Annotated in this window: 17 protein-coding genes and 1 pseudogene; 14 read left to right on the top strand and 4 right to left on the bottom strand. The window is 73.5% G+C overall.

Translation table 11 applies throughout. The features are described from left to right. The 7 genes from FVA95_RS17220 to FVA95_RS17190 all read left to right on the top strand — a co-directional run. A partial coding sequence (locus FVA95_RS17220) for an integrase core domain-containing protein (RefSeq protein ID WP_149662779.1) occupies positions 1–170 on the top strand: 170 nt, incomplete at its 5' end. A 135-nt stretch (positions 171–305) separates the two neighbouring features. After that, positions 306–1,925, top strand: a complete 1,620-nt coding sequence (locus FVA95_RS17215; protein ID WP_149665129.1) for an MFS transporter — start codon at positions 306–308, stop codon at positions 1,923–1,925. Positions 1,926–2,142: 217 nt separating this feature from the next. After that, complete coding sequence (locus tag FVA95_RS17210) at positions 2,143–2,490, top strand: hypothetical protein (protein ID WP_149665128.1); 348 nt, start codon at positions 2,143–2,145, stop codon at positions 2,488–2,490. Positions 2,491–2,876: 386 nt separating this feature from the next. Next, the gene (locus FVA95_RS17205) at positions 2,877–4,697 is read left to right on the top strand and encodes a phosphoenolpyruvate carboxykinase (GTP) (RefSeq protein ID WP_149665127.1); all 1,821 of its coding nucleotides are present in this window, start codon (positions 2,877–2,879) and stop codon (positions 4,695–4,697) included. Positions 4,698–4,945: 248 nt separating this feature from the next. Continuing rightward, the gene (locus FVA95_RS17200; protein ID WP_240051551.1) at positions 4,946–7,129 is read left to right on the top strand and encodes a carbon starvation CstA family protein; all 2,184 of its coding nucleotides are present in this window, start codon (positions 4,946–4,948) and stop codon (positions 7,127–7,129) included. Continuing rightward, positions 7,126–7,305: a YbdD/YjiX family protein gene (locus tag FVA95_RS17195; RefSeq protein WP_060714194.1), complete on the top strand. Its 180-nt coding sequence runs from the start codon at positions 7,126–7,128 to the stop codon at positions 7,303–7,305. Before FVA95_RS17200 ends, FVA95_RS17195 begins: the two co-directional genes overlap by 4 nt. A 347-nt stretch (positions 7,306–7,652) precedes the next feature. Next, a complete protein-coding gene (locus FVA95_RS17190) occupies positions 7,653–9,746 on the top strand; it encodes a hypothetical protein (RefSeq protein ID WP_149665126.1) in 2,094 nt (697 codons plus the stop codon). Between the two features lie 3 nt (positions 9,747–9,749). Here FVA95_RS17190 and FVA95_RS17185 read toward each other — a convergent pair whose 3' ends face one another. Continuing rightward, complete coding sequence (locus tag FVA95_RS17185; RefSeq protein ID WP_149665125.1) at positions 9,750–10,088, bottom strand: hypothetical protein; 339 nt, start codon at positions 10,086–10,088, stop codon at positions 9,750–9,752. Positions 10,089–10,210: 122 nt separating this feature from the next. On the opposite strand from FVA95_RS17185, the gene FVA95_RS17180 reads away from it, so the two are divergent. The 4 genes and pseudogenes from FVA95_RS17180 to FVA95_RS17165 all read left to right on the top strand — a co-directional run bounded on the left by FVA95_RS17180 (position 10,211) and on the right by FVA95_RS17165 (position 14,791). Further along, positions 10,211–12,190, top strand: coding sequence for a serine hydrolase domain-containing protein (locus tag FVA95_RS17180; RefSeq protein ID WP_149665124.1), 1,980 nt, complete (start codon positions 10,211–10,213; stop codon positions 12,188–12,190). A 35-nt stretch (positions 12,191–12,225) separates the two neighbouring features. Further along, a complete protein-coding gene (locus FVA95_RS17175; protein ID WP_149665123.1) occupies positions 12,226–13,539 on the top strand; it encodes a sensor histidine kinase in 1,314 nt (437 codons plus the stop codon). After that, positions 13,536–14,199, top strand: a pseudogene (locus FVA95_RS17170) (response regulator). The gene FVA95_RS17175 and the pseudogene FVA95_RS17170 overlap by 4 nt, the downstream one beginning before the upstream one ends. A gap of 10 nt (positions 14,200–14,209) precedes the next feature. Continuing rightward, complete coding sequence (locus FVA95_RS17165; protein WP_075334019.1) at positions 14,210–14,791, top strand: peroxidase-related enzyme; 582 nt, start codon at positions 14,210–14,212, stop codon at positions 14,789–14,791. On the opposite strand, the gene FVA95_RS17160 is transcribed toward FVA95_RS17165, so the two are convergent. From FVA95_RS17160 to FVA95_RS17150, 3 genes are read right to left on the bottom strand one after another with little or no spacing between them, the layout of a single operon-like run. Next, positions 14,788–15,549, bottom strand: a complete 762-nt coding sequence (locus FVA95_RS17160; protein WP_304627184.1) for an amino acid ABC transporter ATP-binding protein — start codon at positions 15,547–15,549, stop codon at positions 14,788–14,790. The genes FVA95_RS17165 and FVA95_RS17160 overlap by 4 nt on opposite strands. Next, positions 15,546–16,466 (bottom strand): amino acid ABC transporter permease, encoded by a 921-nt coding sequence (locus tag FVA95_RS17155; protein WP_149665122.1) that lies wholly within the window; start codon positions 16,464–16,466, stop codon positions 15,546–15,548. Before FVA95_RS17155 ends, FVA95_RS17160 begins: the two co-directional genes overlap by 4 nt. Continuing rightward, complete coding sequence (locus tag FVA95_RS17150; protein WP_149665121.1) at positions 16,459–17,394, bottom strand: ABC transporter substrate-binding protein; 936 nt, start codon at positions 17,392–17,394, stop codon at positions 16,459–16,461. Before FVA95_RS17150 ends, FVA95_RS17155 begins: the two co-directional genes overlap by 8 nt. 209 nt (positions 17,395–17,603) lie before the next feature. Between FVA95_RS17150 and FVA95_RS33935 the strand changes: the two genes are divergently transcribed. The 3 genes from FVA95_RS33935 (at position 17,604) to FVA95_RS17135 (ending at position 20,394) form a co-directional block, all read left to right on the top strand. Then, the gene (locus tag FVA95_RS33935; RefSeq protein WP_149665120.1) at positions 17,604–17,969 is read left to right on the top strand and encodes an antitoxin; all 366 of its coding nucleotides are present in this window, start codon (positions 17,604–17,606) and stop codon (positions 17,967–17,969) included. Positions 17,970–18,195: 226 nt separating this feature from the next. Further along, positions 18,196–19,410, top strand: coding sequence for a pyruvate dehydrogenase (acetyl-transferring) E1 component subunit alpha (gene pdhA / locus FVA95_RS17140; RefSeq protein ID WP_205015888.1), 1,215 nt, complete (start codon positions 18,196–18,198; stop codon positions 19,408–19,410). 15 nt (positions 19,411–19,425) lie between these two features. Beyond that, positions 19,426–20,394 carry an alpha-ketoacid dehydrogenase subunit beta gene (locus tag FVA95_RS17135; protein ID WP_051050475.1) on the top strand — a complete coding sequence of 323 codons (969 nt, stop codon included), beginning with the start codon at positions 19,426–19,428 and terminating at the stop codon, positions 20,392–20,394. The last annotated feature ends 4 nt before the right edge of the window (positions 20,395–20,398 follow it).

Below are 20,398 nucleotides of genomic sequence, written 5' to 3'. Positions count from 1 at the left end.
GGACCCTGGCCGACGGCTGGGCCTACGCCCGACTCTATGAGTCGACCCGCCAACGCAACGACGCCCTACCCGGCTGGCTGCACTTCTACAATCACCACCGCGCTCACTCCGCCATCGGCGGCCAGCCACCAGTCACCAGGCTGACCAACCTCCCTGGACATCACACCTAGTGCCCGTGCCCCGGCTCACAGTCCCGGCCGGGAATGGACTGTACCGTCTGGACGGTATAAAGATGTACCGTCTGGACGGTAAAGACGCGTCCGGATCAGGGCACGACGGAACGACGAGTGCAAGGGAGAACGGCGATGTCACGGCCGGAGGTCGGCGCACGGGGCGCGGCGAGGGACAGGGGCGGGCCGGACGCGGCGCCGCTGCCCGGGCTGCGCGCCTGGCTCGCACTCGCGGTGCTCGCCATCCCCACGCTGCTGGTGTCGATCGACAACACGGTGCTCGGCGTGGCACTGCCGGAGCTCTCCGCCGCGCTCCGCCCGGACGCGGCGACGCTGCTGTGGGTCGTCGACGTCTACCCGCTGGTGCTGGCCGGGCTGCTGGTCACGATGGGCACCCTCGGTGACCGGATCGGCCGTCGCCGGCTGCTGATGATCGGCGTCGCCGGCTTCGGCGTGGTCTCGCTGCTCGCCGCGTTCGCGACCTCGGCAGGCCAGCTCGTCGCGGCGCGTGCCCTGCTCGGCGTGTTCGGCGCGATGCTGATGCCCTCCACGCTGGCGCTGCTGCGGTCGGTGTTCCTCGACCGGACCCACCGCAGGCTCGCGCTGGCGATCTGGGCGACCGGGTTCGCCGCGGGCGCCGCACTCGGCCCGATCGTCGGCGGGCTGCTGCTCGAGCACTTCTGGTGGGGCTCGATCTTCGTGATGAGCGTGCCGCCGATGGCGCTGCTGCTCGTCGTCGCGCCGCTGGTGGTGCCGGAGTCGCGGGAGACCGAGCCGGGCCGGCTGGACCTGGTCGGCGTGGTGCTGTCGCTGCTGACGATGGGGTCGCTGGTCCTGGCGCTGAAGCTGGCCGGGTCCGCGGGCGGGGTGACCCCCGCCGTCGTCGCGTCGGTGCTGGTGGGTGTCGCCGCGGGCGCCGCGTTCCTCGCCCACTACCGGCGGCGCGTGCGGCGCGGCCTGGACCCGCTGATCGACCTGGAGCTGTTCGCCCGCCCGGTGCTGCGGCACAGCGCGCTGGCCAACGCCACCACCATGTTCGGTCTCACCGGACTGCTGTTCTTCTCCGCCCAGTACCTCCAGCTGGTCGTCGGGTACTCGCCGCTGCAGGCGGGCCTGATCCTGCTGCCGGGCTTCGTGGTGACGGTCGTGGCCGGGCTCGCCGCCGCGCGGCTGGCCCCCCGGTTCGCGCTGCACCAGCTCGTCGCGACCGGGCTCGCGCTCGTCCTGACCGGTTATGTGGCCTGCCTGTTCCTGCAGGTGGACTCGGCCGTCGTGCTGCTGATGTCGGCCGCGGTGCTGATCGGCGCGGGGATCGGGCTGTCCGAGACCGTCACCAACGACGCGATCCTGGCGGCCGCCCCGCCGGAGAAGGCCGGTGCCGCGGCCGCGGTCTCCGAGACCGCCTACGAGGTCGGTGCGGTGCTCGGCACCGCGCTGATCGGCGGGGTGCTGTCCGCGGTGTACCGGGCGGGCGTCGTGCTCCCCGACGGGACGCCGTCCTCGGCCGGGGAGACCCTCGGCGGGGCGGCGGACGTCGCCACGACGATGCCCGCCGACGCCGCCGCGGCTCTGCTGGCCTCCGCGCGGGAGGCGTTCGTGCACGGGGTGGACGTCGCGTCCGGGACGGCGGCGGTCGTCGTCGCCGTGGTGCTGGTGACGGCCGGGCTCGGCCTGCGTCGTGCGCACCGGGACGTCCTGGCGGCCGGTGCCTCCGCGGTGGACGCCGACGCCGAGCCCGCGGGCGCCCGCCACTGACCGCTCGTCGCGGGGTGTGAGCGACGAGTGACCACCCGTGACGGTCACGGGTGACCGTCCGGCCGCCCGGACGGGTGGTTCCGGCGACGCGCGGCCCCGTCGGCCGCTCGTTCGGCGGATCCGGTGTGCACCGGCTGGTTCACTACGGCTCGTCCGCGACGACCGGCACCGACGATCGGTGCCGGTCGTCGGTGCCGACTCCACACGGGAGACAGCCGTGCCGTACGAGGTGGTCAGCGCCTACACCCTGGTGCTCGGGGAACACCCCGGCGACGTCGTGGAACCCGACCCCGGGGACCCGGATGCCGGGGGTGCCGTCGCCGGTCGTCCGGAGGTCTCGGTCCACACCACCGCCGAGGACGCCTGGCGCGCGCTCGACGCCGGCGTCCGCGAGCGCTGCGGGATGCGGCCCCGGCCACGCCGGGTGATCGCCCCGGACGCCGTCGTGCGGCTCGCCGACGCCTGGCGGGCCGGTGACCCCGGTGCGCGGTACTGGCAGGTGACCGCGCACCGGCTGCCGATCATGGTCCCGGAGCTCGCGCGCTCCGTCGCGTCCGTGCGCTGACCCTTCCGTTCTCGAAAATCCTAAGTGCGTTCCGGGAACGCGTTGAGGCGGTCGCTTCCGGTCTGCGGGTGAATTTCGGCGACGTTTCTCCGAGAATGTCGTGCCGATGTCACGGATCGTCGGCGAATCGGTCACCGGGAACAGGTTGCGTTCGTGTGACATGGCTGTCACCTGGGCGGACATCGCCGTCGTCCGGCGCGTACTGTATCGATTTACATGATCGGTGCTGTGCCTGACCTCTCAACTCCACCCGTGGGTAGCGCACTATTTCGCAGGTAGCCTCGGAAACCACCTTTTCCCGTCTGGGCCCGTCACCGACTCCGGTCGCGGGCCCGTCGTAGTTCCCCCGGGTGGCGGGCCGGGGCCGGCGAGGAGAACAGGACGACATGACTGCAGCGACCGTTCCGGGCACCGACAAGGCACCGACCACCAACCAGGGCGTCGCGGCCTGGGTCCAGGAGATCGCCGAGCTGGCCACCCCGGATCGCGTCGTGTGGTGCGACGGTTCGGACGAGGAGTGGACCCGGCTCACCGACCAGCTGGTCGAGGCGGGGACCCTCACGCGCCTGGAGAAGAAACCCAACTCCTTCTACGCCGCCTCCGACCCCGACGACGTCGCGCGGGTCGAGGAGCGGACCTTCATCTGTACCGAGACCGAGCGCGGCGCCGGCCCGACCAACAACTGGGCCGACCCGGCCGAGATGAAGCGGACCATGACCGAGCTGTACCGCGGCTCGATGAAGGGCCGGACGATGTACGTCGTCCCGTTCTGCATGGGGCCGACCGACTCGGACGACCCGAAGATCGGCATCGAGATCACCGACTCCGAGTACGTCGTGATCTCCATGAAGATCATGACCCGGATGGGTGCGCAGGTCGTCCCGCTGCTCGACGTCGCGGGTGACCGCTGGGTGAAGGCGCTGCACTCGATCGGCGCCCCGCTCGCCGAGGGCCAGGCCGACGTGCCGTGGCCGTGCAACGAGACCAAGTACATCAGCCACTTCCCGGAGACCTGGGAGATCTGGAGCTACGGCTCCGGCTACGGCGGCAACGCCCTGCTCGGCAAGAAGTGCTACGCGCTGCGCATCGCCTCGGCGATGGCCCACGACGAGGGCTGGCTCGCCGAGCACATGCTGATCCTCAAGCTCATCAGCCCGGAGGAGAAGGCGTACTACGTCGCGGCGGCCTTCCCGAGCGCCTGCGGCAAGACCAACCTGGCGATGCTGCAGCCGACCATCCCCGGCTGGCGCGCCGAGACCGTCGGTGACGACATCGCCTGGATGCGCTTCGGTGAGGACGGCCGGCTCTACGCCATCAACCCGGAGTTCGGCTTCTTCGGTGTCGCGCCGGGCACCAACTGGAAGACCAACCCCAACGCGATGCGCACCATCGAGGAGGGCAACGCGCTCTTCACCAACGTCGCGCTGACCGACGACGGCGACGTCTGGTGGGAGGGTCTGGAGGGCGACCCCCAGCACCTCACCGACTGGAAGGGCAACGACTGGACCCCCGAGTCCGGCACCGACGCCGCGCACCCGAACTCGCGCTACACCGTGCCGATCGCGCAGTGCCCGGTCGTCGCGCCGGAGTGGCAGGACCCGAACGGCGTGCCGATCTCGGCCATCCTGTTCGGTGGCCGCCGCAAGACCACGATCCCGCTGGTCACCGAGGCCCGCAGCTGGCAGCACGGCACCTTCATGGGCGCCACGATGTCCTCGGAGAAGACCGCGGCCGCGGCCGGCGGCCTCGGCCAGGTCCGCCGCGACCCGATGGCGATGCTGCCGTTCCTCGGCTACAACGTCGGCGACTACTTCGCGCACTGGGTGAACCTCGGCAAGAGCGCCGACGCCGAGAAGCTCCCGAAGATCTTCTACGTCAACTGGTTCCGCCGCGGCGAGGACGGCCGCTTCCTGTGGCCCGGCTTCGGTGAGAACAGCCGCGTCCTCAAGTGGTGCATCCAGCGCATGGAGGGCACGGCGGCCGCCGTCGACACCCCCATCGGCTTCGTGCCCACCGTGGACCAGATCGACCTCGACGGTGTCGACGCCGAGCGCGCCGACGTCGAGGAGGCCCTCGCGGTCGACGTCGAGGAGTGGAAGGCCGAGATCCCGCTGATCGAGGAGTGGTTCGCCAAGATCGGCGACGACAACCTCCCGACCTCGATCCGCGACGAGTTCGAGGCCCTGAAGCAGCGCCTCGGCGCCTGACCCACCGCGGACCCGGCCGCGCGAGACCCACGGAGCCCCCGCACGCCGTCCGGTGTGCGGGGGCTCCGTGCTGCGCCTGCACGGGGCCCGTGAGGTGGGTGTCCCGGGATCGGGAAGGACGCGGCCGGTCGAGACTCGGTAACGGCGTCCCCGGACCGGTGACAGCGAACGTTGCCCGACGTAACGTTCCCGATCGGGCCGGCCCCACGACGGCGTCGGTCGCGCACGGTGCACGAGCGGGGGACGGCATGGTCACGACGGAGCGACCGGGAGAACCGGGGACCGGGGGGACGGGCACGACCCGTCGTCGCGACCCGAGGCAGATCGCGATCTGGGTCGCGGTGGCGGTGGTGGGCGCGATCGCCTGGTCGATCGTCGCGTTCACCCGCGGCGAGGAGATCTCCGCGGCCTGGCTGGTGTTCGCCGCCGTCGCGTCCTACGCGATCGCCTACCGCTTCTACTCCCGCTTCATCGCCCACCGGGCGCTGCGCGTGGACGACACCCGCGCTACACCGGCCGAACGTCTCGACGACGGGCAGGACTTCCAGCCCACCGACCGGCGGGTGCTGTTCGGCCACCACTTCGCGGCCATCGCCGGCGCGGGCCCGCTGGTCGGCCCGGTGCTCGCGGCACAGATGGGCTACCTGCCCGGCACGATCTGGATCATCGTCGGGGTCGTGTTCGCGGGCGCGGTCCAGGACATGGTCACGCTGTTCTTCTCCACCCGCCGCAGCGGCCGCAGCCTCGGCCAGATGGCCCGCGAGGAGATCGGGCCGGTCGGCGGGACGGCGGCCATCGTCGCCGTCCTCGCCATCATGGTGATCCTGCTGGCGGTGCTGGCGCTGGTCGTCGTCCAGGCCCTGGCCGACTCGCCGTGGGGCACGTTCTCGCTCGCGATGACGATCCCGATCGCCCTGTTCATGGGCTTCTACCTGCGCTACCTGCGCCCGGGGAAGATCATCGAGGTCTCGGTGCTCGGCGTCGCGCTGATGCTGCTGGCCATCGTCGGCGGCGGCTGGGTGCAGAACTCGTCCTGGGGCGAGGTCTTCCACCTGACCGCGAACCAGCTGACCCTCGCGCTGGTGGTCTACGGCTTCGCCGCCTCGGTGCTGCCGGTCTGGATGCTGCTCGCGCCGCGCGACTACCTGTCGTCGTTCATGAAGGTCGGCGTGGTCGTGCTGCTCGCCGCCTCGATCCTGCTGGCCTGGCCGTCGTTGCAGATGGACGCGCTGACCCGGTTCGCCTCCGACGGGCAGGGCCCGGTCGCGGCGGGCTCGCTGTTCCCGTTCGTCTTCATCACCATCGCCTGTGGTGCCCTGTCCGGGTTCCACGCCCTGGTCGCCTCGGGCACGACGCCGAAGCTGATCCAGAAGGAGTCCCAGATCCGGGTCATCGGCTACGGCGCGATGCTCACCGAGTCCTTCGTCGCGATCATGGCGCTGGCCGCGGCCTGCATCCTCGATCCCGGCCTCTACTTCGCGATGAACATGCCCGCGACGGTGCTCGGGCCGACCGTCGAGACCGCCTCCGCCGCGGTGGCGCAGATCGGGTTCACCATCTCCCCGGCCGACCTCACCGCGGCCGCGCAGGCGGTGGAGGAGCACACACTGGTCGGGCGCTCCGGCGGGGCGCCGACCCTGGCCGTCGGGCTGTCGACGGTGTTCTCCCAGGTCCTCGGCGGCGACGCGATGCGCGCCTTCTGGTACCACTTCGCGATCATGTTCGAGGCGCTGTTCATCCTCACCACGGTGGACGCCGGCACCCGCGTCGGACGTTTCATCCTGCAGGACACGATCGGCAACGTGGTGCCGCGCTTCCGCGACACGAGCTGGCGGCCGGGGGCCTGGATCTGCAGCGCCGTCATCGTCGGGGCCTGGGGCTACCTGCTCTACGCCGGCGTCAACGACCCGCTGGGCGGCATCTACCAGCTCTTCCCGCTGTTCGGCATCGCCAACCAGCTGCTCGCCGCCGTCGCACTGGCCGTCTGCACCACGCTGCTGATCCGCTCCGGCCGTGCCCGCTACGCACCGATCACGCTGGTCCCGCTGGTGTTCGACGCCGTCGTCACCCTGACCGCGAGCTACCAGAAGATCTTCTCCGACAACCCCAAGCTCGGGTTCTGGGCCCAGCGCGACCAGTACCAGGCCGCGCTCGACGCGGGGAAGACGAGCCTGGGCACCGCCAGGACCGTCGAGGCGATGCAGAAGGTGGTGGTGAACACGACCGTCGACACCGTGCTCACCGCCCTGTTCGCGGTGCTCATCGTGATCGTCCTGGCCGACTCGGTCCGGGTGTGGGTCGCCGCGCTGCGCGGACGCCCGCTGCCCGGTGGCTCCGAGGACCCGTACGTCGAGTCCCGGATCCAGGCCCCTGCCGGGCTGATCCCCACCCGCTCCGAACGCGAGCTCGCCAGGGCCGGGGGTTCCGGATGAGCCGGCTCCGGGCGTTCTGGACGTTCGTGCGCGAGCTCGCCGGGGAGCGCGACTACGAGCGTTACCTGGCCCATCGGGCGGCCCACCACCCCGGTGCGCCGGTGCTGGGCGAGCGCGAGTTCTGGCGGGAGCGGACCGACCGCCAGGACCGTGTCCCCTCCGCCCGCTGTTGCTGATCGGGTAAATTCACTCTGATGGAGCAGTGTTTGAACTGCCTCGGTCGCTCACTGTGGACAGCGAAGGACGCCGAAAGGGGCGACGTTGCCCGGTCTCGACGAGATCGGCCCAGCGTAGAGCCCTGACCGGTAGCCTTTCGCGGGAAATCGGGGACGTCCACACGGCGATCCCGCACCCGCCGTGTACCCCGAACGGGACACGGCTCCGTCGCTCCTCGTGACGGCGGCCGGTCGGTCCCGGCCGGACGATCGCGGCGGAGGCGGAACACCGGGCCGTCCACGGCGATACACACCGTGAACGTCGTCCCCGGGGCGACGACACGGGTACGGCGGAGGTGTGAGACGAGATGCTGGACGTCCGGGTGTCCGAGGACACGGACATCGACGCGCTCGTCGCGTTCGTCGAAGGGCTGGCGTCGGCCGGCCGCGGCGGAGGGGCACCGCGGGCGGCGGCGGCGCGGATCACCGCCGAACTGCGCGCCGGCCGGGTGCCGGCCGGTCTGCGGACCCTGTCGACCGCGCTGGGGGCCGCGGCCCCGCCGCGCTCCGAGGAGGACCCCGCCCACCCGTCGACACTGCTCGGCGTGGTGGCCGAGGAGCCGCTCGTCGTGCTCTCCGACAGCAGCCCCGGTGAGCTCGCCAGGGCGCTGGCCGAGCTGACCGGCTACGGCATGCGCGTCCTGCTGACCGGTGCGTCCGCCGAGCGGGTCGCCGCGGTGCACGACTCGCTGCCGGTGAGCGTGGAGGGCAGGGTCGCCACCTCGTTCCCGGAGCTGCCGGTCCGCGAGCTGCAGCGGCTGCGCCGCCTGCTGGCCCGGGTCGGCGCGGACCGCACCGCCCGGCGCGGCCAGCGCCTTCCCGCCGCCGACGGCATGCCCGACCCGGCCGACGTCGCGGGCTGCTGCGAGCGCGCCGCACGGGTCGTGGCCGGCGCCGAGACCGGCGAGGCCCGGATCGTGCCCGGTCTGCTGCGCGACCTCGACGCCGCCCGGCGCGGGGCCGTCACCCAGGTCTCCCGGTGCGTCCTGGGCTCGCTGGAGGCCATCGCCGCGGCCCCGGACGCCGAGCGGCTGCGCGAGGTCGTCGGTCGCCTGGTCCACCAGGGACTGCGCACCGAGTTCGAGGCGCTGCAGGCGCACGCGGCCCGCCAGCGCGACGACCGCGCCCGGCACGCCGCCGGTCCCACGGTCGAGATCGTGGAGCCGCTGCCCCAGGGCGGCGCCGACCTCGTCCGCCGCTACCTGGACTTCCTCGACTCCGGCGGCCGGACCCGGTCCTACTTCCGCCCGCAGGAGCAGAAGGACGCCGAGCCGCACCTGCGCCGCTTCCGCGTCGGCGGGGAGGCCCCGCAGACCTACGACCACGTGGTCGCGATCGTCCGGCACCTGGACCTGGCCCGCCGCGACGACGAGATCGCGCGGCTGTGCGCGGTGCTGGGCCTGCCGATCCCGCGGGACCCCTCCGAGCTGCCCGCGCTCACCGACACCCTGGACCGGGTGGCGGCGACCGCCCGGTCGGTCGGCGCGCTGCGCCACGACGTGCTGTTCCTGCAGCAGGACTCCCCGGTCTCGGTGCCGGACCTGGCTGCCGCCGAGCGGGTCGCCCGCGCGATCGTCGACTACGACGAGCACGGCGACCCCGCCGAGGCCACCGACGAGCTGGAACGCCTGGCCGCCACCTGCGCCGACCGGGTGCCCCACAGGGCACGGGCGCCGGAGCACGACGCCGTCGTGGACGCGCTGCGGGCACACGACCCGCAGGCCTACGCCGACGCGCTCGAGGAGCTCGACCGTGCCCGGCGCGAGGTCGCCGACCGCGACGAGCTGGACCGGCTGCTCGGCGAGCTCGCCCGGACCCACCCGCAGCTCGCCGAGACCTGGGCGGCCGACGCCGGCCGTGGCGTCCCGGGCTTCGGCCTGGTCGTCTGCGAGCCCCTCGACGACGTCCTCGGCGCGCTGCCCCCGGCGGACACCGCCGACCTGGTGGTCGTGCTGGGTGCGGGCGCGATGCAGGCCGACGGGCTGCTGCTGACCGCGGCGGCGCCGCGGATGCTCGCCGTCGTCGGGGACGAGCCGCGGGCCGCCTCGTCCGGGACGACCCTGCTCGAGGTGCTGAACCAGGCCTCGGCGCGGTTCCTGCGCGGCACCGGGGACCGCACCGCCGCCGTGCGGCCGGGCCCCGGGTCCCCGGTCGTGCCGCCGCCGTCGTCGGTCCCCGCCGCCCGGACGGCCGCGGAGGCACCGGAGCTCCCGGTCACCGTCCCGGTGCAGGCCGGACAGGCCGGCGCCCACGAGACCGTCGACCCGTCGGTGCCCGCGCCGCGCCCGGCCCCGCGCGTGTCGGACACGACGCCGCACGACGACGAGCCGTCCCGCCCGTCGACGCCGTCGGCAATGGCACCGGGCCCGCGCCCGGCCGTCACGGGCGGCCGGGACGACTGAGCGTCAGCTGCTCGCGCGGAGCGTCTCGGCGACCCGCGCGAGCAGCACGAACGGGTCGGTGTCCGGCGGCCCCGCCGGCCGCCAGCGCTGCCCCGAACCGGGGTCGGCGACGCGGTACAGCGTCCAGCTGCCCGGCCCGGGGTCGTCGACCCGCAGCTGCGCCAGTGCCGTCGACGACCACGCCGCACCCAGCTCCGGGAACGTGGGCGGCCGTCGGTCCAGGATCGTGACGGTGTTGCCGGCGGTGGTGTAGGCGATCCGGCGCCGGTCGCTCTCGCCGTCGGGTACCTGCTCGGTGCACCAGGTCGCGAGCTGCGTGCGGACCTGCTCCGGGACTCCCATGGCGCGACATGGTCCCCGATCGGGCCGCGCGTGCGGAAGAGCCGTCTCCGTCGGAGGTCGTAGGCCGCACTGCCGACCTGCGCCCGATGTGCCGGGGGCCCGTTCCGGCGAGGCTCGACGACATGATCACCGTACGCCGGACCGGCGGCCCGCCCCGCCGCAGCGCCGCCACCGTCGCCCTGCTCGTCATCCTGGTCGCGGCCCTGGTCGGTCGCTGTGCGGCCCCGGCCGCCCCGGCCTCCGACCCGGCTCCGCGGACGGCCGTCCCGACCGCCCCGCTCACCGCCACCGACGTCGGCGCCTGGCTGGACGGCCTCGTCCCCGCCGCGCTCGACCGGAGCGGGATCGCCGGGGCCGCGGTCACCGTCGTACGCGACGGGCAGGTGCTCGCCGCCCGCGGCTACGGCTCGGCCGGACCGGGCAGGCCGGTCGACCCCGCCCGGACGCTGTTCCGGGTCGGGTCGGTGTCGAAGGTGGCCACCGCGGTCGCCGTGCTGCAGCTCGCCGACCGCGGCCTGGTCGACCTCGACGCCGACGTCCGCCGCCATCTCGACATCGACGTGCCGATGCCGCGCGGCCCGGTGACCCTGCGGAACCTGCTGAGCCACACCGCGGGCTTCGAGGAGCAGATCCGCGGGCTCATCCGCAACGGGCCGGGTGGACCGTCGCTGCGGGAGTTCCTCGCCACTGACCCGCCCGAGCAGGTCAGCGCCCCCGGCACCGTGCCGTCGTACTCCAACTACGGCTACGGCCTGGTCGGGCACGTCGTCGAGCGGGTCACCGGCGAGCCCTTCGAGCGCTACGTGCAGCGCGAGGTGCTCGACCGCGCCGGGATGACGACCGCGACCTTCGACCAGCCGCTGCCCGCGGCCGCCGCCGCGGCGATGTCGGACGGCCACACCAGCGTCGACGCCCCGCCGATGCCGTTCGAGTTCGTCAGCCCGGCCCCGGCGGGGTCGCTCAGCGCGTCGGCCACCGACATGGGCCGGTTCGCCTCCGCCCTGCTCGGCGCACCCGGTTCGACCCCGCTACTCTCCCCCGCCGCGTGGGCACTCATGCAGCGCCCGGCGCTGGGTCCGGACACCCTCGGCGCGCTCGCCGACGGCCCGCGGATGGCACTCGGGCTGTTCGACGAGAGCCGCAACGGCCACCTCGTCCTCGGCCACGGCGGCGACACCCAGTGGTTCCACTCGCACCTGCAGCTGTACCCGGCCGAGCGGATCGGCGTGTTCGTCACGACGAACAGCAGCGGTCGCGGCGGCGCGGACACCCTGGAGCTGCGGCGCGCGGTGACCGAGGGGTTCACCGACCGCTACCTCCCCGGCCCGGCGGGCCCGGCGTCTGCTCCGGACGCGGGCACCCCGGCCAGGGCCGCCGCGATCGCGGGGACCTACGAGTCGGCCCGGCGGTCGGAGAGCACCTTCATGGGGGCGATGAACCTGCTGGCCCAGATGCGCGTGGCGGCCCGGCCGGACGGCACGCTGCTGGTCTCGCCCGCCCCGAACGACGTCCGCCCCGCCGCCTACGCCGAGGTCCGGCCCGGGTTGTGGCGGGAGGTCGGCGGGCAGCGGCTGCTGACCGTGCGCACCGACGCCGACGGCCGGGTCACCGCGCTGGGCCACGACGCGGCGTTCACCGAGCTGCCGGTCGGCCCGCTGCGTGACGCGACGCTGCTCGGCACGGTGCTGGCCGGCTCGGTCGTGGTGCTCCTCGGTGCGCTCGTCGCCCGGCCGGCGGGGGCGCTGTGGCGCCGCCGGTACGGCGTCGTCGTCGCGACCCGGCCGCGGGCCGACCGGGTCGCGCACGGTCTCACCCGGGCCGCGGCGCTCGCGGCGCTCGTCGCGCTCACGGGCTGGGTGGTCTCGGTGCTCACGATCGCGTCGCTGGGCGATGTGCCGCTCCCGGTGCTGCGCGGGCTCCAGGTGCTCCAGTGGATCGGGGTGGTGGGCGTGCCCGTCGCGGCGGCCGGGGTGGTCACCGCACTGCGCGCCAGGGCCGGCGGGTGGCCGGTGACCGGCCGGGTGATGCTCCTGCTCGCGCTGGCCGGCATCGCGGTGGTGGCGGTCGTGGCGGGCCTGCTGCTGCCGAGCCTCACCTACTGAGCCCTACGATCACCCCACCCGAGGCCGGAGACCCCATGCACCCGCACCCCGAACCGCCACCCCGCACGGTCGTGGAACGGCTCGACGCCCGGCTCACCGCGCTCGGCCTGGCCGGACCGCGACGCCGCGACGTCGCGCTGGCGGTGCTCGTCGCGGCCGGGACGCTCGCGGTGGTCACCCCGGTGGTGCTGGCACCGGGCCCGGCCGCGGAGCTGGGCCTCGCGCCGGGCACGGTGGCGCTGGCACTCGGGGTGGTGACCGTGCAGAACCTGCTGCTGGCGCTGCGCCGCACCGCCCCCGCGGTCTGTCTGGCGCTGACGGTCGGGCTGGGGCTGGTGAACGTCGTCCTGATACCGGTGGGCGCGGCGCTGCGCGGCCCGGCGACGGCGATCGCGGCCGGCACCTGCGGGTCGCGGCTCCCGGTGCGCCGGGCCGGGGCCCTGGTCGGCGCCGCGGCGGTCGTCGAGACGGCCGTGGTGCTCACCGGGATCGCGGTACGCCCGTCCGGCGACGCGCTGCTCGGCGCGGGCGGGCTGGTCGTCTCGCAGGTGCTGTCGGCGGTCCTGGTCTACGGCGGCCCGCTGCTGCTGGGTGTGTACCTGCGGACCCGGCGGCGCTACGCCGAGCTGGACCGGGTGCACACCGCCGGTGTCGTCGCGGCGTACCGGGAACGGGCGGACGCCGCCGTCGCCCGGGAGCGGGCCCGGATGGCCCGCGAGCTGCACGACGTCGCCGCGCACCACCTGTCGGCGATGGTGGTGCAGGCCGCGGTGGTCGAGCGGCTGGTGGACCGGGACCCGGACGAGGCGCGGCGGACGGCATCCCGGCTGCGGGAGCAGGGTCGCCGCACCCTGCAGGACCTGCGTCTGGTCGTCGGGGCGCTGCGGGAACCGGGGGCGGGCGGCGCCGAGGCCGACACCCCGGTGCCCGGCCTCGCCGAGCTCGACGGGCTCGTGGAGCAGGCCCGGGAGCTGGGCGGTCCGGTGGAGCTGGTCCGGCGCGGGGACCCGGGCGAGCCGTCCCCGGTCGCCGACGTCACCTGCTACCGGGTGGTGCAGGAGGCACTGGTCAACGCCCGTGAGCACGCTCCCGGCGCCCCGGTCCGGGTGACGGTGACCCACACCGACGACCGGGTCGCCGTCGAGGTCGTGAACGGGCCCGCGCGCGGCACCCCGGCGCCCTCCGCCGACGCCCCGGGCACCCGCGGGTTCGGGCTGGCCGGGATGCGCGAGCGCGCGCAGCTGGTCGGCGGGACGTTCTCCGCGGTCCGGACCGGCGACGGCGGCTGGCAGGTCCGCCTGGTCGTCCCGCACGACCGCGGCCCGGAGACCGGAGGGGGACGCGCGTGATCAGGGTGGTGCTGGCCGACGACCAGGCCGTCGTCCGGGCCGGGTTCCGGATGTTCCTGGAGCTGGCCGGCGACGTCGAGGTCGTCGGCGAGGCGGCGAGCGGGCCGGAGGCCGTGGCGCTGGCGCGCGCACCGGCCCGACGTGGTCTGCATGGACGTCCGGATGCCCGGCGGGAACGGGCTCGTCGCGACCCGGGAGATCACCGGCCTCGACGACCCGGTCCCCGCGGTCCTCGTCGTCACCACCTTCGACCTCGACGACTACGTGTTCGGCGCGCTGGAGGCGGGCGCGAGCGGGTTCGTCCTCAAGGACACCCACCCCGACGACCTCGTCGACGCCGTCCGCCGTCTCGCCCGCGGCGACGGGCTGATCGACCGGGCCGTCACCCGCCGGGTGATCGCCGAGTTCGCGCGGCGCCGCCCCGCCCCGGACGCCGCGCCCGACGGCGGGGTCGCCCCGCTGACGCCGCGGGAGACCGAGATCGTGCGGATGCTGGCCCGCGGGCTCTCCAACGCCGAGATCGCCGAGGAGCTGGTCGTCGAGACGTCGACGGTGAAGTCGCACCTGGGCCGGGCGATGGCGAAGATCGGCACCCGGGACCGGCTGCAGACCGTCGTGTGGGCCTATCGGACGGGGGTCGCGGCGCCCGATCCCGACTAACGTCCGGGGCATGGCACAGCACGAGGTGAGCAGGTTCGGGCACGTCGACCTCGACGGTCTCCCGCCGGACCTGGCGGAGCGGATCGGCGCGATCGCCGAGCGCTCCGGGTTCGTCCCCAACGTGTTCCGGGCCCTGGGCCGGCGCCCGCGGGAGCTGCGGGCGTTCCTGGACTACCACGACGCGCTGATGGACTCCGACGACGGACTGTCCAAGGCCGAGCGCGAACTGGTCGTCGTCGCCACCTCGGGCGCCAACAACTGCACCTACTGCGTCGTCGCGCACGGGGCGATCCTCCGGATCCGGTACAAGGACCCGGAGATCGCCGACCGCGTCGCGACCAACCCCTACGCGGTCGAGCTGTCGGAGCGCGAGCGCGCGATCGTCGACCTGGCCCTGCTGGTCGCACGGAGCTCGGAGTCGCTGACCGAGGCCGACCTCGACGACGCCCGCGCCGCGGGCCTGACCTCCGACGAGATCTGGGACGTCGGCGCGATCACCGCCCTGTTCGCGATGTCGAACCGGCTCGCGCACCTGACCGCCCTGCGCCCCAACCCGGAGTTCTTCCTGATGGGGCGCATCCCCCGCGGTTAGAGCACCTTCGACAGGAACGCGCGGGTGCGCTCCTCCTTCGGGTCCGACAGCACCGCGCGCGGGTCACCGGACTCGACGATCCGGCCGTCGTCCATGAAGACCAGCGCGTCGCCGACCTCGCGGGCGAAGCCCATCTCGTGGGTCACGACGACCATCGTCATGCCCTCGCGGGCCAGCTCGCGCATCACGTCGAGCACCTCGCCGACCAGCTCCGGGTCCAGCGCCGAGGTCGGCTCGTCGAACAGCATCAGCTTCGGCCGCATCGCCAGCGCCCTGGCGATCGCCACGCGCTGCTGCTGCCCGCCGGACAGCTGCGCGGGGTAGGCGTCGGCGCGGTCGCCGAGCCCGACCCGGGTGAGCAGCTCGACCGCCCGCTCGCGCGCGGTCGCCCGGGACTCGCGGCGCACGACGACCGGCGCCTCCATCACGTTCTCCGCCGCGGTCCGGTGCGGGAACAGGTTGAACCGCTGGAACACCATGCCGACCTCGCGGCGCTGGCGGCCGAGCGCGGAGTCGCGGAGCCGGTAGAGCTTCCCGTTCTCCTCGCGCAGCCCCATCAGCTCGCCGTCGACCCACAGCCGTCCGGTGTCGATGGTCTCCAGATGGTTGATGCACCGCAGCAGGGTCGACTTGCCCGAGCCGGACGGCCCGATCACGCAGCACACCTGCCCCGGCTCGACGACGAGGTCGACGCCGCGCAGCACCTCGACGTCGCCGAAGCTCTTGCCGACCGACTCGGCTCGCACCATCGGGGTCACGAGGTCTTCCCTCCGGTCCGGAACGAGAACAGCCGCACCAGCGGGGTCGCCTCGGTGACCGCACCGGCCACGCCGCGGCCGTAGCGACGTTCGACGACACGCTGTCCGGCGGTGAGCAGCGAGGTCAGCAGCAGGTACCAGGCCGCGGCCACGATGAGCAGCGGGATGGTCTGGAAGTTCGTCGAGTAGATCCGCTGCACCGAGGTGAGCAGGTCGGTGTAGCCGATGACGACGACCAGCGACGTCGTCTTCAGCATGCCGATCGTCTCGTTGCCGGTCGGCGGGATGATCACCCGCATCGCCTGCGGGAGGACGACCCGGCGCAGGGTCTGCGCGCGGGTCATGCCGAGTGCTCCGGCGGCCTCGCTCTGGCCCTGGTCGACCGACTGGATGCCACCGCGCACGATCTCGGCCATGTAGGCGGCCTCGTTCAGCCCGAGGCCCAGCAGACACGCCAGGAACGGCGTGATCAGCGAGTTCGTGTCGAACACGACGAACTCCGGGCCGAACGGGATGCCGAGCGACAGGTTCGGGTAGAGCGAGGAGAGGAAGCTCCAGAACAGCAGCTGGGCGATCAGCGGGGTGCCGCGGAACAGCCACAGGTAGACCCCGGACACCCCGGACAGCACCGGGTTCGGCGACAGCCGCATGACCGCCAGCCCGATCCCGCCGACGATGCCGATCAGCATCGACAGCACGGTCAGGACCAGGGTGTTCGCGAGCCCGTTCAGCACCGGGCCGGCGAACAGGTACTGGGCGACCACCGGCCAGCCGAAGTTCTCGTTGGTCAGCAGCGAGTTGACCAGCATCGCGCCCAGGACCGCGAGCACCGCGATCGCGACCCACCGTCCGGGGTGCCGGACCCCGATCGCGTCGTGGGGCTCGGGTCGGGCCCCGGTGGTCGCCGGCTCAGCCACCGTTCACCGAGGACGTGGGGATCGCGCCGTTGCCGACGTTCCACTTGTCGAGGATCCGCTTGTAGGTGCCGTCGTCGATCAGCGACTGGACCGCTCCCTGCACGGCCTGCGCGTACTGCCCGTCGTTCTTCTTCAGCGCGATGCCGTACGGCGCGGTGTCGTAGGGCTGCCCGACGACCTCGACCGCACCGTTGGTGGTGGTCTGTGCGTAGGCGGCGACCGGGGAGTCGGCGAGCATCGCGACGATCCGGTTCGAGTTCAGCGCGAGCGTCACGTCGGTCTGCGCCTGCAGCTCGGTGATCTGGATGGCCGGCTTGCCCTCGTCGGTGCACTTCTTGCTGCGGGCCTGCACGTCCTCGACCTGCACGGTGCCCTGCTGGACGCCGATCGCCTTGCCGCAGAGGTCGTTCGGGTCGATCCCGTCCGGGTTGCCCTTGCGGGTCGCCAGGCTGGTGCCCGCGGAGAAGTAGCTGACCATGTCCAGGACCTGGGTGCGCTCGGAGTTGACGGTGAACGAGGAGATGCCCGCCTCGTAGCGGCCGCCCGTGATGCCCGGGATGATCCCGGAGAACTGGCTCTGCTCGAACCGCGCGGTCAGGCCGAGCTTCTGGGCGACCGCGGTGCCCAGGTCGACGTCCATGCCGATGATCGTCGTGCCGTCGGGCGCGGTGAACTCGTTCGGCGGGTAGGTCGGGTCGGTGCCGACGACCCACGTGCCGTCCCGCTTGACCTCGTCGGGGACGAGGGCGGCGAGCCGGTCGTCCTTGGCGACGGCCGGGATCGGGGCGTCGGTACCGGTGGCTCCGGCGGAGCCGCCTCCCCCGCTGCCGTCGCCGCCGGCACCACAGCCGGTCAGGACCAGTGCGGTCAGTGCGGTCAGTGCGATCCCGGTCAGGGAGCGGACACTGCGGGTCCTCGCGGTCGTCATGCGGTTGCCTTCCAGATGATGCCGGGTCGAACGGCGGGGATCCTGCCACTTGGGGAGTGGTTCCCGCCGCCTGGCGGCCGATCCGTTACGTGCTCGTCCCATGACCGCCGCGAGCCCGCGCCGGTCCGCGCACGTTCGCCTACTGTTGGTGCGACGACCGGGCGTCGCGGCACCGACGCGGCGCCCCACCGTCACGGAGGTCCTCGACGATGTCGTTGTTCCGCAGGCTCACCGTTCTGGCCGGCGCGGTGGAGGCCGCCCGCCGCTACGCCCGTTCCCACCCGGACCAGGCGGGCAAGGCCCTCGACTCCGCCGCCCAGTTCGTCGACAAGCAGACCAAGGGCAAGTACACGAACCAGATCGCCGGCGCCGCCCGCAAGGCCAAGGACGCCGCGGGCATCCCGCAGCCCGGCTACGGCTTCGGCTCGCCGGGCACCACCCCGCCCGCTCCGCCCCGCGCGGCCGCCGGGAACCCGCCGTACCCGGCGGGCGGTGCCGACACCCCGACGCAGCGCACCCCGCAGCAGCCCCCGGCGTTCCCGCCGCCGAACCCGGAGCGTCCGCACGGCGCCTGACCTCCTTCCACGACGGTCCCGGCCGGGCGCCGGGGCCGTCGTATGTGGACGTCCGACGGTCCGTCGTCCAGGCGTCGACCTGCGGGGCACCGGTTCTCCTCGGGGTCGGTGACGTGCCAGGATCGGCGGTGACGCGCCTGCGCGTCCCGGGGCCGCACCACCCGCACGGGCCCGGAGCCGACGCTCCCGGGCGCGACCCCGCCCGGTGCGACCGAGGAGGTCTGCCGTGGACGAACCCCAGGCGTGGATACCGACCGATCCGCGGTCGCGGCCCAGCCACGACCAGGTCGTCGCGGGGCTGAAGGGCGTCGACGAGGGCGGGCCCGAGCTCGTCCAGCTGCTCACCCCCGAGGGCGAGCGGGTGCCGGACGAGCGGTTCGACCGCTACGTCGCCGACATCACCGCCGAGGACCTGCGGTCGCTCTACCGCGACCTCGTCCTGGTCCGGCGCGCCGACCGCGAGGGCAACTCCCTGCAGCGCCAGGGCGAGCTCGGCCTCTGGGTGCCGCTGCTCGGCCAGGAGGCCGCGCAGGTCGGGTCCGGCCGCGCGCTCGCGCCCGAGGACATGTGCTTCCCCAGCTACCGCGAGCACGGCGTCGCCTGGTGCCGCGGGGTCGACCCGACCGAGCTGCTCGGCATCTTCCGGGGGACCGACCACGGGACCTGGGACCCGGTCGCGACCCGGTTCCACCCGTACACGATCGTCATCGGCAATCAGTGCCTCAACGCCACCGGCTACGCGATGGGCCAGCGCTTCGAGTCCAAGGTGGGCGGCAGTGTCGCTGGTGTCGGCACCGCCGACGGTGATACGGGTGAGGCCACCATCTGCTACTTCGGCGACGGCGCCACCAGCCAGGGCGACGTGCACGAGGGCTTCGTCTGGGCCGCCGCCTACGACGCGCCGCTGGTCTTCTTCTGCCAGAACAACCAGTGGGCGATCTCGGTGCCCGCGGAGCGCCAGACCCGGGTGCCGCTCTACCAGCGCGCCCGCGGCTACGGCTTCCCCGGCGTCCGGGTGGACGGCAACGACGTCCTGGCCTGCCTCGCCGTCACCCGCTGGGCGCTCGACGAGTGCCGCACCGGCAACGGCCCGGTGCTGATCGAGGCGTTCACCTACCGGATGGACTCCCACACCACCTCCGACGACGCGACCCGCTACCGGCTCGCCGACGAGGTCGAGCTGTGGAAGCTCAAGGACCCGATCGAGCGGGTGCGGGTGCACCTGGCCCGGCGGCACGGCGTCGGCGCCGACTTCTTCGACGCCGTCGAGGCCGAGGCCGACGCGCTGGGCGAGCGGATGCGGGCCTTCTGTCGGGCGATGCCCCAGCCCGGCCCGGAGCGGATGTTCTCCCAGGTCTACGCCGAGCCGTCGCCGACGGTGGAGCGCCAGCGCGAGGAGTTCCTGGCCTACCACGCGTCGTTCGCCGACCAGGAGGGCTGATCCGTGCCGACCACGATGGCCAAGGCGCTCAACGACGGGCTGCGTGCCGCGATGGAGCGCGACCCCAAGGTGCTCGTCATGGGCGAGGACGTCGGCCGGCTCGGCGGCGTCTTCCGCATCACCGACGGGCTGCAGAAGGACTTCGGCGAGCAGCGCGTGCTCGACACTCCGCTGTCGGAGTCCGGGATCATCGGCGCCGCGATCGGACTCGCGGTGCGCGGGTTCCGCCCGGTCTGCGAGATCCAGTTCGACGGGTTCGTCTTCCCCGGCTACGACCAGATCGTGTCCCAGCTGGCGAAGCTGCGGTACCGGACGCAGGGCCGGGTGCCGGTGCCGGTCGTCGTCCGGATCCCCTACGGCGGCGGGATCGGTGCCGTCGAGCACCACTCCGAGTCGCCCGAGTCGTTGTTCGCGCACGTCGCGGGCCTCAAGGTGGTCACCTGCTCGAACCCGGCCGACGCGCACTGGATGATCCAGCAGGCGATCGTCTCCGACGACCCGGTGATCTTCTTCGAGCCGAAGCGCCGGTACTGGGAGAAGGGCGAGCTCGACGCCGCCACCGACCTGGGCTCGGCCTTCCCGCTGCACGCCTCGCGCGTGGTGCGGCCGGGCTCGACGCTGACCGTCGCGACCTACGGGCCGATGGTGCGGACCTGCCTCGACGCCGCCGGGGCGGCCGCCGAGGAGGGCCGCGACCTCGAGGTGATCGACCTGCGGTCGCTGTCCCCGCTCGATCTCGGCCCGGTCGCGGAGTCGGTGCGCCGCACCGGACGGCTGGTCGTGGTGTCCGAGGCGCCCCCGGAGGCGTCGGTGACCTCGGAGGTCGCCGCCCGGATCCAGCAGGAGTGCTTCTTCTCGCTGGAGGCGCCGGTGCTGCGCGTGACCGGCTTCGACACGCCCTACCCGCCGTCGCGGCTGGAGGAGGAGTACCTGCCGGACCTGGACCGGGTGCTCGACGCCGTCGACCGTTCCCTGGCCTGGTGAGGAG

The organism is Pseudonocardia sp. EV170527-09 (assembly GCF_008369905.1).
Taxonomy (GTDB): domain Bacteria; phylum Actinomycetota; class Actinomycetes; order Mycobacteriales; family Pseudonocardiaceae; genus Pseudonocardia.
Note: the sequence above shows the minus strand (reverse complement) of the source record. Positions and strands in the feature narration are given on the sequence as shown.